The organism is Methanoregula sp. (assembly GCF_049510175.1).
Lineage (GTDB): Archaea > Halobacteriota > Methanomicrobia > Methanomicrobiales > Methanospirillaceae > Methanoregula.
Genome location: NZ_JBEKZF010000001.1, coordinates 25,775 through 41,963, shown reverse-complemented (window position 1 = coordinate 41,963; position 16,189 = coordinate 25,775). Strand labels below are relative to the sequence as shown.

Annotated in this window: 17 protein-coding genes and 1 tRNA gene; 6 read left to right on the top strand and 12 right to left on the bottom strand. The window is 55.2% G+C overall.

All coding sequences use genetic code 11. The features are described from left to right. Nucleotides 1-12: 12 nt before the first annotated feature. The 5 genes from ABSG49_RS00240 to ABSG49_RS00220 all read right to left on the bottom strand — a co-directional run bounded on the left by ABSG49_RS00240 (nt 13) and on the right by ABSG49_RS00220 (nt 3,336). Complete coding sequence (locus ABSG49_RS00240; protein WP_424024086.1) at nt 13-279, bottom strand: ATPase; 267 nt, start codon at nt 277-279, stop codon at nt 13-15. A 3-nt stretch (nt 280-282) separates the two neighbouring features. Further along, nucleotides 283-2,268 carry a V-type ATP synthase subunit I gene (locus ABSG49_RS00235; RefSeq protein ID WP_424024085.1) on the bottom strand — a complete coding sequence of 662 codons (1,986 nt, stop codon included), beginning with the start codon at nt 2,266-2,268 and terminating at the stop codon, nt 283-285. Next, nucleotides 2,255-2,584, bottom strand: coding sequence for an ATPase (locus ABSG49_RS00230; protein WP_424024084.1), 330 nt, complete (start codon nt 2,582-2,584; stop codon nt 2,255-2,257). Before ABSG49_RS00230 ends, ABSG49_RS00235 begins: the two co-directional genes overlap by 14 nt. Before the next feature lie 115 nt (nt 2,585-2,699). Then, nucleotides 2,700-3,173 carry an alpha/beta hydrolase gene (locus ABSG49_RS00225; RefSeq protein ID WP_424024083.1) on the bottom strand — a complete coding sequence of 158 codons (474 nt, stop codon included), beginning with the start codon at nt 3,171-3,173 and terminating at the stop codon, nt 2,700-2,702. Nucleotides 3,174-3,177: 4 nt separating this feature from the next. Next, the gene (locus tag ABSG49_RS00220; RefSeq protein ID WP_424024082.1) at nt 3,178-3,336 is read right to left on the bottom strand and encodes a hypothetical protein; all 159 of its coding nucleotides are present in this window, start codon (nt 3,334-3,336) and stop codon (nt 3,178-3,180) included. A 193-nt stretch (nt 3,337-3,529) separates the two neighbouring features. On the opposite strand from ABSG49_RS00220, the gene ABSG49_RS00215 reads away from it, so the two are divergent. Then, nucleotides 3,530-3,763: an ATPase domain-containing protein gene (locus ABSG49_RS00215; RefSeq protein ID WP_424024081.1), complete on the top strand. Its 234-nt coding sequence runs from the start codon at nt 3,530-3,532 to the stop codon at nt 3,761-3,763. 321 nt (nt 3,764-4,084) lie between these two features. Here ABSG49_RS00215 and ABSG49_RS00210 read toward each other — a convergent pair whose 3' ends face one another. Genes ABSG49_RS00210 through lonB form a run of 4 tightly spaced genes read right to left on the bottom strand, consistent with a single transcriptional unit; the run spans nt 4,085 to nt 8,913 of the window. Continuing rightward, nucleotides 4,085-4,348 carry a pro-sigmaK processing inhibitor BofA family protein gene (locus tag ABSG49_RS00210; protein ID WP_424024080.1) on the bottom strand — a complete coding sequence of 88 codons (264 nt, stop codon included), beginning with the start codon at nt 4,346-4,348 and terminating at the stop codon, nt 4,085-4,087. An 8-nt stretch (nt 4,349-4,356) separates the two neighbouring features. Next, a complete protein-coding gene (locus tag ABSG49_RS00205; RefSeq protein ID WP_424024079.1) occupies nt 4,357-5,643 on the bottom strand; it encodes a TldD/PmbA family protein in 1,287 nt (428 codons plus the stop codon). Beyond that, nucleotides 5,630-6,961 carry a TldD/PmbA family protein gene (locus ABSG49_RS00200; protein WP_424024078.1) on the bottom strand — a complete coding sequence of 444 codons (1,332 nt, stop codon included), beginning with the start codon at nt 6,959-6,961 and terminating at the stop codon, nt 5,630-5,632. The genes ABSG49_RS00205 and ABSG49_RS00200 overlap by 14 nt, the downstream gene beginning before the upstream one ends. Before the next feature lie 5 nt (nt 6,962-6,966). Next, nucleotides 6,967-8,913, bottom strand: coding sequence for an ATP-dependent protease LonB (gene lonB / locus ABSG49_RS00195; protein WP_424024077.1), 1,947 nt, complete (start codon nt 8,911-8,913; stop codon nt 6,967-6,969). Between the two features lie 214 nt (nt 8,914-9,127). On the opposite strand from lonB, the gene ABSG49_RS00190 reads away from it, so the two are divergent. From ABSG49_RS00190 to ABSG49_RS00170, 5 genes are all read left to right on the top strand, one after another. After that, entirely contained in the window at nt 9,128-9,976 is an 849-nt protein-coding gene (locus tag ABSG49_RS00190; RefSeq protein ID WP_424024076.1) for a ribose-phosphate diphosphokinase, read from the top strand. Nucleotides 9,977-10,027: 51 nt separating this feature from the next. Continuing rightward, nucleotides 10,028-10,483, top strand: coding sequence for an NOB1 family endonuclease (locus tag ABSG49_RS00185; protein WP_424024075.1), 456 nt, complete (start codon nt 10,028-10,030; stop codon nt 10,481-10,483). Nucleotides 10,484-10,503: 20 nt separating this feature from the next. Then, a complete protein-coding gene (locus tag ABSG49_RS00180) occupies nt 10,504-11,112 on the top strand; it encodes an orotate phosphoribosyltransferase-like protein (protein ID WP_424024074.1) in 609 nt (202 codons plus the stop codon). A gap of 81 nt (nt 11,113-11,193) precedes the next feature. Continuing rightward, nucleotides 11,194-12,792: a thermosome subunit alpha gene (gene thsA, locus ABSG49_RS00175; protein ID WP_424024073.1), complete on the top strand. Its 1,599-nt coding sequence runs from the start codon at nt 11,194-11,196 to the stop codon at nt 12,790-12,792. A gap of 151 nt (nt 12,793-12,943) precedes the next feature. Continuing rightward, nucleotides 12,944-13,028: transfer RNA gene (locus ABSG49_RS00170), tRNA-Ser, on the top strand. Nucleotides 13,029-13,264: 236 nt separating this feature from the next. On the opposite strand, the gene ABSG49_RS00165 is transcribed toward ABSG49_RS00170, so the two are convergent. The 3 genes from ABSG49_RS00165 to ABSG49_RS00155 all read right to left on the bottom strand — a co-directional run bounded on the left by ABSG49_RS00165 (nt 13,265) and on the right by ABSG49_RS00155 (nt 16,128). Further along, the gene (locus tag ABSG49_RS00165; protein WP_424024072.1) at nt 13,265-13,483 is read right to left on the bottom strand and encodes a hypothetical protein; all 219 of its coding nucleotides are present in this window, start codon (nt 13,481-13,483) and stop codon (nt 13,265-13,267) included. Nucleotides 13,484-13,486: 3 nt separating this feature from the next. Next, nucleotides 13,487-13,927: a plastocyanin/azurin family copper-binding protein gene (locus ABSG49_RS00160; protein ID WP_424024071.1), complete on the bottom strand. Its 441-nt coding sequence runs from the start codon at nt 13,925-13,927 to the stop codon at nt 13,487-13,489. Between the two features lie 65 nt (nt 13,928-13,992). Next, a complete protein-coding gene (locus tag ABSG49_RS00155) occupies nt 13,993-16,128 on the bottom strand; it encodes a DEAD/DEAH box helicase (protein WP_424024070.1) in 2,136 nt (711 codons plus the stop codon). Nucleotides 16,129-16,189: the final 61 nt, after the last annotated feature.

Sequence of the window (16,189 nt, the reverse complement as noted above, 5' to 3'; positions counted from 1 at the left end):
GTCTGCACCGTTTTATACGAATAACAACAGGAGAGCGACGACCAGACCGAAGATGACGATTGTTTCAGGAATAACGGTGAAGAGGAGTGCCAGACCGAACATGTCCTTGTTCTCGGCGACAGCACCGACTGCGGCTGAACCGATACCCATCTCAGCCACACCGGTTCCGATACCGGTGAGACCGACGGCAATACCTGCGCCGAGTGCCTTCATTCCCAACTGCGATGCCTGCATTGTTGCGAGATCTGTTGCTGCTACTGCTACTGCTTCAACTGCCATAATTTAATCCTCCGTAAATCTGCGTTTCATCCCGAATGGGATGTACTTCTTGCCTCCACCCTTGTAGAACTTGGTGAAGAATTCAACATAGTGCAAACGAATCGAGTGGAGACCGCCACCCAGTATCCCCAGTGCGATATTGAGGGTATGCCCGAGGAGGAATACCACAATACCGACAAGGATCATGACGATTCCAAGAATTGAGAGATTTTTCAGTGCGGGATTGATGAACATCGTAATGGACATGTAGTTCACGACCATTGCGATGGCGACCGATGAAAGCCCGACTGCAACGATACGGGCGTACGAGAGCACGTGGGAAACGATCGTGGGCAACTCGATCACTTCAAGGAAGTTCTCCCGTGCGATGAGGATGATACCCACGAGGATGAGTACTCCGCCTATGATTGCTGCTGGGTTCAGTCCAAACCCGACACCTGGCACCGTTGCGACCGCAGAAAGCCCGGAAAGGTTGGGCATCAGCGGCACCGCAGCGACAGACCAGATTGCAAGGATAATCCCCCACATCACGGTAAGCCAGCCGAAGTTGGCCAGTACTGCCATGGTACGGTGGTGACCGTGGTCCTGTTTTGCGTGGTTATACATGCTGAGCACCCTGCCCAGCGTGATATGCAGGATCCCGATCCAGATCGACAGGACCATCAGTTCCGGGATATTCGGACCATGTCCCCCGTGCTCGGACATGAGGTGACGGGAGTACAGGACAGGATTCCATCCGGGAATCGCGAATCCCAGGAACTCACTGAATATGATACCAAAGAAGATACTCGAGATACTGGCATTCCGGAGAACCGTCAGTAACTGCCGGCCCTCTCCGCCTTTTATAAACTTCCGGAGCCCGAATGCCATGACAAGAAGTATCAGCCCGTACCCTACATCACCGAGGATCAACCCGAAGAATATCGGAAACACGATAGAGACCAGCAGGGTGGGGTCGACTTCCGTGTACTTGGGCCGGGAATAGATATCCATGAGCATCTGTGTAGGTTGTGCAAACGACGGGTTGTTGTACTCGACGGGCACATTGTCATGCTCAAGGTCTATGGATAATTCGGTGACAAAAATTTTTCCTCCGGCAGCTTTTTCAAGCGCCTGAGTTACTGTCGGGACGGTATCAGACGGTACCCATCCCTCAGCGACAAACATCTGTTTTGTGGTTGCAAACCGGAGCGGTGCCTCGGTCTGTTCCACTTCCGCTTTTAAAAATTCCTCGCAGGATACCAGAAATTCGGTGTGCTTCTGTTTTACTGCTTCCAGCTTGCTGCTGATGTCAGTAAGTTCCTGACGGATCGTTGCAATCTGGCCGGAGTAATAGTCGATACGTGCCTGAGGACTGCCGGATTCCTCAGGGATCTGGACTGCCTGGAATGCAACTTCCTGTAATGCCCGCTCGACGTCGCTGCGCTGCGCGACAGGAGTAACGATAACAATAAACTGCTTTTCCTTTCCTCTGGACACAAACAATTCGCACGGGACAGCAATCACCGGTTCGCGGGCTACATACCCGGCGATGACGGAGAAACCCCTGTATCCATAGTAAAGATCCAGATCAGCGGGGACCGGGATAAACGGCGTGATCTCGGAGATCTTCTGTTCGTACTCTTTTACCTGCGTGTCAAGTTTCGAACGCCTTGCCGTCAGTTCCTCAACTTCCCGTTCAATGAGCGGGAGTTCACGTTCGATTCTGGTCCGGAGTTCTGAACGGTTACAAGTTTGTTTTGCATCGATGTCATCCCCCCGGACAGAGATGACATTTTCGATCGACCGTATCTTGATGAGATCAACGGACGCTTCGCTTGCTCCCGAAAGAGGCGTACCAATCTTAAAGCCCTCATAGCCTTCCGCCCAGCCCTCAACATAATCCTCGATGTGGAACAGGTGGTATCGATAGAGCTCCGCAACGACAGGACCCATCTGGTCCCGCGAGGCGGCGATGAGGAGACGGCTCATCTGCTTAGGCTTTAACATGCAGCTGCTCCTTAAACCGCAAAACCAGCAGCTGCACTGCCTCCGAGAGGTTCTGTTCCCCCTTCGATCTCAGTGCTGCTGCGCGCTGATTGCCACTTTTTATGATTTCAGCGTGCTTAAGTGCCGCCTGGTGCCGTGCTTCTTCCAGTTTCAGCTTTTTGTATTGTTCTGCATTGCTCTGCGCTTTGGTAACCAGATTGTCCATTTCAAGCTCGGCCTGGGAATGCTTATATTTCTTCTCTTCCTGGGCCTTGCTGATTACAGACTGGTACTCTTCTTCAGCTTTTTTGATGTCTTTCAGGACCTCAGTCTTCATCCAACCCTCCTCTCACGGCAAGTACAATAATAGGTGAAAAAAACCATATATGTATTGTTATTTAGGTTCAGACTTCACGCGCCGGAACGGAAAATACGACGGCGTGGATCTCCGATCAGGAAAATTCGGTTAACATCCGGTAATTTACAAACCGTTGGGAAGCCCCTGCAGGCAAGCCGGTGATTTCCACACCGTCCGTATGTCCCTTAAGCGTTGTCCCTGCAAGCTCGTCGCTTGAGCATACCAGGTGTTGCTCCGGGTGGGTCCCCCGCCGGATCGTGCAGCTGGTCGTGATCAGCGGGCCGGCAGAAACTAGGTAAGAGAAATGTTTCGATCCGGGATGATCTTTCGGGAGGACGATCAGGGGTATGCGATAGGTCCTGACAAACTCGGCAAGCATTATCGCAGGCTCAATTGCCCCTCCTTCCGGTGCCGACACTACGATGATGTCAGAAGGTTCTATCGTCTGGCAGTATTCCTTATCCGGCGTCTCGATTCGAAGTGCAAACAGGGCATTGGCCTTTGCAGCCAGCAAAAAAGAGCGGGTGCCCGAGATGAGCAGCAGCTCATCCCGCAGTGGCACGATCATAGTATCAAAGTGCCGTCACGTTATCGGACTGGCAACTGGAACAGATGGGTTTCTTGCTGATGCTTTCGAACTTCTCGCCGCAGTCTTTGCAGCGGTATTGTTTCCCCGTTACCCGCTCATCGAAGTTAAGGTCTCCGGTGGGCCCGCCACCAACAGTACACACGTTCGTTCACCTCACTATCGACATCTTCACGCAAAGATTTAATGGTATCTGACCCGGGTTTTCGTGAGCGGGTCTGACTGCGGTTTCCCAAACCTACACAAGGATAAAATTGAACACTACGAGCGATATCGCCAGGAGTACACAAGCATGTTTCACTCCCGCGGCAATGGATGATCCCCCCATCTGACCCGCGATGAGCCCGGAGAAGAGGGCCTGGATAAGGCACGGATGCAGCTATTGCAAGATCATTGAATACCTGGCCGATACGGCGAATCTCCTCCGGTTCGTGCAGGTGTCAGATATCAGCGATGTCCGCCGTACTCTCGAAGTGGTCAAGATGCGGATGTCCGCACATTCACGCGAGATCAAACCCTTCGAGCTAATGCAGGACAAGATGCTGGTCTACTCTGAAGCAAATGCATTCTGATTAATTTAGAAGATGAATACCGGATTTTGTCTGTCCATCTATGGTATTGCCGGCGTGATTCCCACATTCCCCTTTTTCCGACATTACCTGTACTTACAGTCCCCTTGGAAAATCACCCCTCAATTCAGCTCTCTTTTGGCAATCGGATCCCATTTTGAAAAGTCGGTTTTTCGGGTTGGAGGAAGTCAGGGAAAATGGCAGGTAGGAGGGGTGATCAAGGGTCCAGGATCGGGGGAGTTACCCCTCCATTATTCCGAGCTTCACTGTGCAGTTCCTTCGTTAATGTCTTGATTGAGATGCCAGGTCTGTTCTGATGCATTTTCAGATCGTGATGCCCAGAATATTCAGCAGCATGAGGATCAGTACACCGGGCAATCCCCCAAGGGCGCAGACGAGAAGCGTTGCAACGGAGTACCCAAGGTCGGGTTTTCCCATCCACTGCATAACGTGGAGGAAGTTGATAAGAAAGAGGCATATGAGGCCCAGAACTGCATTCACCACAAGAACGGTGAGTTTTTTTACCAGGTACCAGATGATGGCAATGATCGCGATGACAAGGATGAGGGCCACGAGAAGGTTGGTCATTGTCTTACCTATTTACCAATGATACGCTGTTTATTAATTTTTACTGACGGGAGGATCAGCAACCCGATGGTCCGGGACTCTTTGCTCAATCCTGTTATAACGTGATGGAGATCGAACACGTTGCCGGAGAGCATCGCGCTTCGGATGGGGCTCTGGAACCCGCCATCCTCCATCCAGAAGGCGTTGGAGAGCTCAACCGAGAACTCCCCGCTCATCGGGTTTGCCGTGTGGGCACCCACAACATTGTGCACATACACGACCCGGTCGTCATCAACAGTCTCCCGTTTCCCGTCAACGATGAAATTATGGTGTCCGATCACCGGTGATCCGCCAAAACCGCCACGGACGGCACTTGCCGTGCTCTTCTTTCCGTACCGTGAGGCCGTCTTGAGATCGTAAGCAAAGGCACACAGGGTGCCATCCCGGATGAAATCTATCCGTCGGGTCGGGGAGCCCTCCGCATCCCAGCGGACACTCCCGTTTGCCCCGGGAAGGAGCGGGTCATCGTACATCGAAATCATCGGGTCTGCGACCCGCTCCGAAAGAGACTGTGCCAGCCGGGAGCGCCCCGCGTGGACATTCCGCCCGTTCAGGGCAGGGACAAAGACATTCCCGAGCAGTTCCGCATAGGCAAGGGGGGAGAGGAGGACCTCGTATTCCCCGGTAGGGATATCCTTGCCTTGCGCAGACTCACAGGCAAAAAACGTTGCACGTTCACCTACTGTGACCGGATCTATGCGATCCATCGACCAGCCATGGTCGAATTCGTAGCCGGTTGATTGCCCATGGATCGCTTCAAGGGACACTGAGACTGATGTATGGCGATTGGTATAGCGGACTTCTCTGTTATTGGCAAGGGTTACCTCCATTGATGACAGACCTGCGGACCCGGAGGTTACTTCAGCCGGGTGCTCCGCTGCACCCTCAAGCATTGATTCAAGCAGATTTTTGGCTGTGCCGGGTTCGATCTTCATCGCGGTATCAAACGAGAGTGGGGCTGTATCAAGAGGCTCTGATCCGGGCAGTCCGTTCCAATCCTGCGGGGTTGCCAGTTTTCCGCTCGCCACTGCTGCTGCCAGGCATTCCCGCCACTGACCGGGGTTATTGGTGCTGGACGACCCTATCCTCCCCTTATGGATGGTGCGGACGCCAAGGCCGCAGTCCTGCGAGGTCGTCGCAAGGCTCAGTTTTTTCTTTTTAAGGTCGGCGGAGACGCTGGTTCCCTCGACATAGTAGACCTCAACTTCATCAACGACCTTCTCCGCTTCCCGGATCAGCTGGTCAATCCACGCCACTGCCACCCACCACCGCGTCGTTGAGAAGGATGTGCGGAGCCCCGTCGCTTACCGGAACGCTCTGCCCGCCTTTCCCGCAATACCCGGGACTCATGGTCCTGTCGTTCCCACACAGGAGAATCCCGTGAAGAGTTGTGAGGATCTCGCCGGAGAGGGAAACATCCCGGACCATCTTTGTGCACTCTCCGTCTTCCACGAGATACCCGTACTCCGCATTGAACTGGAATATGCCCCGTCCCGGGTCGACCTGCCCACCACGGGAGCCTTTGAGAAAGATGCCCCGTTTGCATTCCGCAAAGATCTCTTCTGTAGTCGAATCGCCGGATTCGATGAACGTGTTGCTCATCCGGACGAGGGGGGGTTCGCCCGGCATCGCACGGGCATGGCCGGCAACGCCGTTCCCCACAGCAGCCAGCGATTCCCGGCTGTGCAGGAAGGCATTGATCACCCCGCGTCGGATGATCTCGGTACGGGTCACTGCCACCCCCTCTGCATCCACGGGATCAAACCCGAACTCATGGATGCCGGGGTCGTCAACAATGGTGAGGTTCTCGTTGCCGATCCGCTCCCCGGTTCTTCCCTTCAGGACGGAATTGCCTTCTTGGATCAGGTCGCCCTCGCTGGCATGGCCCACGGCTTCATGAGCAAAGACGCCGGCAAGTTCCGGGTCGAGCACCGCCCGCATCTTCCCTCCTTTGGCAGCGGTTGCATCCAGCAGAGCGACAGCAATCTCTGCAGCTTTCCTTCCCAGATCCTGCCGGTGTCGGAGGTTGAACCCGTTGATGGAGTGCTCCCGTTCATATCCCATCTGGACATTGCTGTTGCGCGACGCCACTGCAAGGATGTTGAATCCCGACCGGCTCATCTCATAGAAGTGCTCGTTCCCGGAACCGTCAGAGAACCGGACCTGTTCAATCCGCTCGATATAATTTGCCCGTCGGTTCACGACAGAGGGATCGGCGGCGCTTTTCTCAATATCGGCGAGGATTTCGGATTTCTCTTCAATGCTTACCTCTCGCGGATCCTCTTTCATATGAGGGACGGAGAGCTGGCCCCGTGGTGCCTCACCGAGCACGACATTCTCTTCAGTGATAGCCGCAAGTTTTGCCGCTCTATTGAGGAGTTCATCGAATTTCCTACCGGAACACGGAGTATAGTTATCGATCTGGAGGACGCCCCAGCCACTTTTAACGAGAACACGGAGGATGGCCATGTTCAAAAAAGAGGTGCCTGCGGATTCCACGACACCATTGTCGATATCGATATGAGTGACCTCGCCGGTCACGTGCCGCAAGTCGTAATAGGAGATCCCGTGCATTGCGCTCATGCCGTCGACGGGTTGATTGCCGGTACTTCCGCGATCATCGCGGTCGACCTCATCGCCATCTTCTTGAGCTTGATGAGGAAACCGTCGGTATTTTCAGGGACGAGCGCGATCTTGAGGACGTCCTCAATATTGTCGATAGGTATGATAGTGACCATAGACTTGAACCGTTCTTCGATGAGGACGTCCCCGAGGTTCATGCGGGGGATGAGGACGGTCTTGATCCCGGCCTTCGCCGCCGCCTCGATCTTGTAGGTCACACCGCCAACCGGCAGGACATCCCCACGGACTGACAGGGATCCGGTCATGGCAAGATCCTGCCGTACGGGTATGCCCTCAATAGCGCTCACCACAGCAGTTGCTACGCTGACGGATGCGGAATCGCCCTCGACACCCATGTAGGTGCCGATGAACTGGATGTGGATATCGATATTCTTAACATCCTTGCCGGTGAATTTTTTGAGAATCGCACTGACGTTCTTAATGGATTCCTGGGCGATCTCCTTGAGCATCCCGGTTGCGATAACTTCCCCACCTTCTTTTCCTATAGCCGGAGTCACCTCCGCCATGATCGGCAGTACCGAACCGGCGTCACTCCCGGTGACGGCAAGCCCGTTCACCCGGCCGATCCGCGTCCCCTCGACAATGGTCATCTCATACTCCCGGAGGTGCCTGGTGACTTCGTCCGAGACCTGGTCCTCAATGGACCGGGCGGTCTTCTTCGCAGTGGTCACATGCGCTGCCGTGGTGATGGGGGCATTCTCCTGCCGTGCAATATCCCCGGCAACCCGGATCAGGCCGCCCATGTCACGGAGCTTCAGGGTCAGGTGGCCCTTGCGGTTCGAGCGCCGGCGGGCTTCCCGGATGATCTCGTCAATGGCGCTCTGGTCGAAGTGCGGGATCTTCCCATCGTTCTTGACTTCCTGCGCAATGAACCGGACATATTTCTGGCGGTTCTCCGGGGTATCGTCCATGCTCTCGGCCATATAGACCTCGTAACCATACCCGCGGATACGGGAGCGGAGTGCAGGGTGCATACCCTGGATCGCATCGAGGTTCCCTGCCGATACCATCACGAACCTGCAGGGCACCGGCTCCGTGCGGACCATTGCACCGCTCGATCGCTCGCTCTGCCCGGTGATGGGGAATTCCCCTTCCTGCAGGGCCGAGAGGAGGTTCTGCTGGGAGTGGGCGTCCAGCGTGTTGATCTCATCGATGAACAGGACACCGCCGTTCGAGCGGTGGATCGCACCGGCCTCAACACGGTCGTGCGCCGGGGTCTCAAGACCGCCGCTCTGGAACGGGTCGTGCCGGACATCGCCAAGAAGAGCGCCGGCATGGGAACCCGTCCCGTCGATAAAGGGGGCGATGCTCTTGGTATCGTTCGAGACGAGGAGCTTGGGTACCATCGCTTCCTCACGGGGCGTGGAGTACCGCAGCGCCATGAATACAAACGCGCCTGCGATCAGTCCCATCAGGAGCTGCATGGTGATGATCGCATACCCTGCAATACCCAGCAGGAGGAGCATCAGGAGGGTCTGCCGGAACTGTGTCTTCTTCTTTGCCTCGGCCTTATGGGCTGCAACGATCTGCTTGCCACGGCCTGCGGCAACCGTCCGTACGACCGGGTTATTGGGATCATCGGAATTCGGGTAAACGAGAATATCCTGCAGCTCCTCTTTTGGCAGGAGCTCTGCCATTGCCTTCGCGAGCATCGACTTGCCGGTACCGGGGCTGCCAATCATCATCAGATGCCGGCGCTGAATCGCGGCCTTTTTAATGACCTCGACCGCACGCTCCTGGCCGATCACCTGGTCGATCAGCCTTGCGGGAACTTCAATCTGCGCTGATGTCGCAACTGCGCTGTCTGGTGTGGACACCTCAGGAGTCGCACCTTCCGGCGGGGTCGGTTTTTCCTGCGGAGGCTGTATTTCAGAATTTTCCATTGCGGTTTTGCCTTCTTCCTACCCTTGGATTTTCATATACAATGTCTCATGATAGTTTAAGTACTTTCAGCTGATGGCATCCAGAGGGATGCAGGGGAAACGGTGACGTCTTCCCAAACAATTGAAAAGCGGAAAACTACAATACAGTTCATCGTATATCTACTTGGTTGAGAAAGCCCCGGTCCGGGAAGATCCCGGAATAAGGAACGATACCATGAAAGTGATTTGTACTGAACGATCCCAGGTTCTCGGTGCCCGCCTTGCAAAAGTACTTCAGGTCCCCATTGTCGATGTAACCTTTTCCCGTTTTCCGGATGGGGAATACTACCTCCGTGCCGGCGATCTTGATGACGAGATCGTGGTTGTCGGAAGTGTTGTCGATAATGACGCACTGGTCCAGCTGATGCTGTTGATCGATGCCTGCGAACATTCCCATATCCGGCTTGTGCTCCCTTATATGGCATACGCCCGCCAGGACAAGCAGTTCAAACAGGGAGAGCCGCTGAGCGCCCGGGTTGTGGCAATGGCTCTCAGTCGGGGCGTATCCGAAATTTTTACCGTGAATATCCATGACCCGGATGTGCTGAAATATTTCACGGTACCGAAACAGAACCTCTCTCTTGCACGTGGTATCGGTTCTTACATCGAAGCCCTTCACCTCAAAGACCCGCTCATCCTAGCACCGGACGACGGGGCCCTTGCTTTTGCCGGACAGGTCGCATCTGCCGGGGGATGGGACTTCGACCATCTCGAGAAGACACGGCTGAGCGACATTGAGGTCCGCATGGCACCCAAGAAGGTGTGTGCAGCATCCCACCCGGTGGTCATCGTCGATGACATCATCTCAACCGGTGGGACGATCGCGACAGCAGCAGGTATGTTGTACCAGCAGGGAGCCACCGATGTGTACGCGGCATGCGTCCACGGCGTTCTTGCAAACGGTGCATATGCCCGGCTGATGTCAACCGGCATCCGCGACGTGATCTGCAGCGACACGATCGAACGGGCATGCAGCAGGATATCTGCGGCGGAAAGGATTGCCGGGGCGATCCGGAAACGCTGATCCCATGCCAGCCCCCATGACCTCTTTTTTCATTGCATCAGGTTCCCGATCATGAAAGTTGTTCTTGATGCAAGTGTTTTTTTTTCCGATTGGCACCCCGAAGGAGACCTGTTCACAACCCATTCGGTCTGCGACGAGCTTCGTGATATCCGCTCCAGAGGGAACTACGAAAAACTCTGCGCCGAAGGACTTAGGATTATGTCGCCGGGACGTGAGAGTAAAGAGGTGGTAACTGCTGCCGCCACGACGAGCCGGGATGCCAGCGTGATCTCCGATACCGACCGGGACCTGCTCGCCCTTGCCCTGGAACTGGAGGCTGCCCTGTACACGGATGATTTTGCCATCCAGAATGTTGCTCTCATCCTTGGTGTAAAGACCCACCCCATCAACCAGCGCAGGGCGAAGCGGGTCCATTGGAAATACCGGTGTACGGGTTGCGGCAGGTATTTTGACCACGATGGGGAGTGTCCGGTCTGCGGCTCGGTGGTTAAAAGAAAACTTAAATAGATACCGGCAAATCTTTGTGCATGTCTTCACTAGATGATCTGATTGGCAGGGCAAAGATGCTCCTTGGAGAAGGACACAGCCCGGGTCAGATTGCAGATGAACTCTCCCTTTCCATGGAGACGGTAACATGGCTTCTGACACAGGCCAAGGGTACGACCGCCCCCAAGGACGTCCACATCGACTGGACCGCGGTATCGAGCCAAGCCCCTCTGCTCGAGGAGACCGCCCTCATGCTGCTGAACCGGTACTACCAGTCCCGGGAGGACGGGGCTGCGGGGTCTCCTGCAGCGGATGTCATCGTGGGTATCGCACTTTCGGGAATCCCGCTTGCAACGGTAATTGCGGTCCAGGAGGCAAACCAGCTTGCTATTTACCACCCCTCCAAGCAGAGCCAGAGCGAGCGCCCGACGGGATCGATAAGCGGGAACTTTGCTCCCGTGAACGGGCAGCGATGTATCATCGTTGACGACGTGATCACATCCGGTAATACCATGAAGGAAGTGGTCAAGTACCTCAAGAAGCACAATGCGACACCGGTTGCCATATGGATCATCTTTGACAAGCGCGGTATCAAGGACATCGATGGTGTCCCGGTCTATTCGCTCTTTAAAATCTCCCGTATTGATTGATCCCGCCATTTTTCCGGAGCCATCACAACATAATTTATATAGAAGTTCAATTCCACCTTTTACAACATCAGAGGATCCATTATGCTATCTGGACAACCAATTATCATCTTAAAAGAAAATGTGGAGCGCAATCGCGGCAAGGAAGCCCAGCGCTCGAATATTGCGGCAGCAAAGGCGATCGCCGGCGCTGTCAAGTCGACCCTTGGCCCCCGGGGCATGGACAAGATGCTCGTCGGCTCCACGGGAGACATTGTTATCACCAACGACGGTGCAACCATTCTCGGTGAAATTGCCGTACAGCATCCCGGCGCGAAGATGGTGATCGAGGTCGCACGGACACAAGACGACGAAGTCGGTGACGGGACTACCACTGCGGTCATCCTTGTCGGCGCCCTGATGGAACAGGCCGAGGGGATGCTCGAACAGGGCATCCACCCGACCGTTATCGCCCAGGGATACCGCATGGGCATGGAAAAGGCCCTCGAGATCGCGAACAGTCTTTCCCTCAAGGTCGACCCAACCGACCGGAAGACCTTACTCAAGATCGCCGACACTGCCATCACCGGCAAGTCCATCGAGCTCGTCAAGGGGAAGCTTGACGCTATTATCGTCGACGCGGTGATGACCGTTGCCGAGAAGATTGACAGCAAGTATACCGTTGACGAGGAAGACGTGATGATCAAGAAGCAGAAAGGCGAATCCATGGACGATGCCGAGCTGATTAGTGGTGTGGTCATCGACAAGAAGCGGGTCAGCGAGGGTATGCCTAAGAGTGTGTCCAAGGCAAAGGTCGCCCTCATCGCCATGCCCCTTGAGATCACCAAGACGCAGGTCAAGGCCAAGATCAAGATCTCCAGCGCCGAACAGATCACCGCTTTCAGCGAGCAGGAGCAGGAAGCCCTTCGGAAACTCGCCGATGCTATCATCGCCAGTGGCGCCAATGTTCTTCTCTGCCAGAAGGGCATTGCCGACCCGGTCCAGTTCTATCTGGCCAAGAACGGCATCTTTGCGATCGAGGATGTCCCTGAGAAAGACATGAAATACGCAGCCCGCGCCCTCCATGCAAATATCGTCAACAAGCCCGATACCTTGACAGCAAAGGACCTCGGAACTGCGGACCTTGTTAAGGAAGACACAGAGGGTAATGTTACCCGGATTTCCGGCTGCAAGAACCCCAAGACCACGACCATCCTCCTGAGGGGAACCAGCGATTACATTCTCGATGAACTCGAGCGTGCCGTAATCGATGGGACCCGCGTGGTCATGGATGCGATGGAAGACGGCACCTATGTCGTTGGTGGCGGTGCGGTCGAAACCGAACTGCTCATGAAAATCCGGGAATACGCCCAGACCGTTGGAGGCCGTGTCCAGATTGCGATCGAGGCCTATGCGGCAGCATACGAGTCGATTCCCCGGGCACTTGCAGAAAACTCGGGATTCAACGCGATTGATAAGCTGGTCGAGCTCAAGAACGTCCATTCCAAGGGCAAGAAGAATGCCGGCCTGAACGTCTACGAGGGTAAAGTTGTGGATATGCTTGCAGAGGGCGTGATCGAGCCCCTGCGTTCAAAGCGCCAGTCCATCCAGAGCGCTTCGGAGACTGCCGTTATGCTTATCCGTGTTGATGACATGATGATCACCCAGCAGGGCGGCAAGGCCGGTGCCCCTCACGGGATGTAAATACTCATAACCCAGTCCTTTTTTTTAAAATTCGTGTTTCCGGTAATCCCAGATTTGTTTGTTTCAGGGAACGGTCCGGGTCTGCCATCCGGTTCTGGCCTGTATCAGATAACTATTAGAGCAATCGATGAGAAAAAATAGAGAACCGGGTGCCGAGGTAGTCTAGCCCGGGAAGGCGGTAGCCTCGAAAGCTACTGGCGCTTCGCGCCTCGGGAGTTCAAATCTCCCCCTCGGCGTTTGTAAATGCGGTTTTATTCTTCCCCTCATTTCCGCAGACGCGAAATCCTTCCGCGCCATACGGAGGCTGAACCGTAATCATACCTATATGCCGCTGAAGACCGGGGCGATTGCAGGGTATATTCTCTTAGGCATTCTTTCGGCATCCACGTCAATGTCCGGTATCGTGGTCGGTGCCATACTCTGCATGGTCGGGTTGTAATTTCCCCCCTCACTTTTCTTTTCCATTCTCTTTTTAGAAATATGCCAGTACTCCGAGCGCCCCATGGATCAGCGCGAGGCAGATGGAGAAGACGGCAAGACGCGGGTGCCACGCGAAGGGAATTGTCGTGATCCCCTTCATATTCATAATCGCGATGGAGGCGGTAGCCAGAAACGAGAGCAGGGTGAGAATCCCCAGGTACATGATGAGCGGTTTTCCGAAAATGAGGGTATAGGAAATTTCCTGAAACATAGGTCACTCCACAACGGTGATGGTACCGTGCATGTACGGGTGTATCAGGCAGTCATAGTCGTAGGTGCCCGGTTGATCGAACTGCTGGCTGAATGACTGGCTTGGCCCAAGGAGGTAGTGGGACGTGGAGAACATCTTCTTGGAAAACTCGATATTGTGTGGGTGATCATCCCCGTTCACCCATCGCACCTGCGACCCGACCATCACCGTCAGATTTGCCGGGTTGAACGCATTGTCCGTGATCGTAATCGTGGTCTCCGAAACCAACAGCGTTGTAACCGGTAGTGTTATAGCCGTTGTCGGAGGTGAGTGCGGCACGGTGGTATGTTGTACTGTCGGGGTCAGCACAGGTGTTGACGGCTGCTTCGAAGGAGTCTCTTGGGCACACCCCCCGATCAGTACGAAAAGAGCGGCAAGGACAAGAAGAACGAACCATTTCTGCATACGTTATCTTCGGCGGTTGACCACAAAAAGGTGATCCGCTCTTTGGATCAATTGCCAGGTATCGCTTATTCCGGAGACTGTGGGGCCACGGGAACCGGGCTTTTGAGAGAACTAATTTCCATGGATGACATCGCTTCCATGAACTTCCCGATATGATAATAATCGGAGAGTGCACATTCAGCGAAGAGGTTGTCCGGAAGCAGGCCGGCAAACTTCCAGGCTTCCCGCGGGGGCATAGGGAGCAGGGTGCCGATCTCATCTCGGGACATATTCCTGACCACGTCCAGTGCAGCTGCAACATTGTTTCCCGCGCCGGTAACCCGGATGACAAAATCCGTGGCACGGGCATGTGCCTTTGCGCCAAGACTTTCCTTGAGAAGGAGGGCAAGGACGCGATTGAACCGGCTCCCATGCAGGGAGTATACAACGACTTCTCTCCTCCCGTGTTCGTTCTTCTCCAGGATATACAGCCCGTGCTTCCCTACACCCTCCGGAATTTTTGAGAGTATTTGCCTGAGATGCTCCTTTTCGGGCTCTCCAAGGGGTAGTATGGAATCCCCCTGCATCCGGATCCGTTGAATCCTTTCAGAGACAAGGGATGAGAGACCGGTTTCTCCAGTCCCGGTCCAGAACGTGCGGGACGCAACGGCGCCTGACGGTACAACGACTACGATATTGTGCCCTTCATCGCACTTCACCATCGACCACTCGCGGCCGCCAAGCGTGATCCCGTCTGCGTTGCAGCTGTTGACAAAACGGGCATCGAGCTTGCCCACCACCTCGCCCTCCGGCGTTATGGCCCGGTACTCCCCGCCCCCGCTGATCACTGAGTACAGGTTTTTCCAGTTCGACCTCCCGAGCACCCGTTCCGCCTCGGTGCCGGGCATCAGCATCTCGCCATCGGTGGTGATGAAACCCTCCGCGATGAGATGCCTGAATACCTTGTCGAGATCCTTGTGGCTGATATTGGCAAATACCGGGTGGGAGAGGAGTTCTGCGCTGATCTTCCTGCGGCTTGATCGGGGATGGTTGTGCAGGGAGAGAAAGAGCTGCTGGAGCAGGACATTGTACGGTTTTTCCGGCGGCTGCAGATTCTCCACCTCCCGGTCCATGGCACATTCGATGATGGCGCAGCTGCAGAGCAGCTCGCAGGAGTCTTTGAGCACCCATGCCATGTATGCCGCCTGCCCCCGCCTGCCGCTCCGGCCCATCCGCTGGAGAAACGAGGAGACCGAATCCGGAGGGCCAACCTGAACCACGACATCAAGGTCTCCGATATCGATGCCCAGTTCGAGCGTGCTCGTGCAGATGATGCAGGCGCCATCATGCGACAGGAACGCATCTTCTGCGGATTTCCGCGTTTCCACGGAAAGGGAGGAGTGGTGGATATGGAGATTTTTGACCCGGCTGTGCAGGGATTTTGCCAGGTTTTCCGCACTGCTGCGGCTGTTGACAAAGACAAGCGCCTTCCTGCCGGCAACAATCCTTGTGAGGGCATCGATCCGTTTACTTTCTTCGGGTTCGATGAAGAAACTGAACTGTTTCTGTTGGGCCGGGGCCGGGACCGCAACCAGCGCAGCGCCGTGGCGATCGTCCGAAAGCCAGTGCAGGATTTCTTCCGGGTTCCCGGTCGTTGCCGAGAGCCCGATCCGCTGGACCTTTCGCCCGGTGATACTATCCATACGGTCCAGCAGCACCTTGAGCTGCACCCCCCGGTCGGTCTCCACAAACGCATGCAGTTCGTCGATAATTATGAAGCGAACCTGCCGGAGACTCGCGGACAGTGTTCGTTCCTGCAAAAGAACTTCGAGAGATTCAGGTGTGATCATCAGGAAGTGGGGCGGCTCGTCCTTCCATGATCGGTCACCTTTCGGCACATCCCCGTGCCATTTCATCACCGAAAGGGAGGTCGGGACGCAGAACGCGGCAAACCGATCTTCCTGATCGTTGATCAGCGCTTTTAAGGGTGAAATGTAAAGGCAGGTCACGCCGGTCCTGCCATGCTTCAGGATATCATCCATCACCGGGATAAGCGCTGCCTCTGATTTGCCCCCGGCGGTCGGGGCGATGACGAGCGCATCATTTCCTTCAGTGACTGCCGCATACGTCCGCTCCTGCACTTCGCGCAGCTCGGACCAGTCGAGCCTCTGGGCGAGCACCTGCTGGAGGGACTCATGCAGGGATGAAAAAACGGATGACACGATTCCAGAAAGAGTGATTGTTCCTTGGGCGTTATGGTCTTTCCCCTCCGTTGCCCTGACC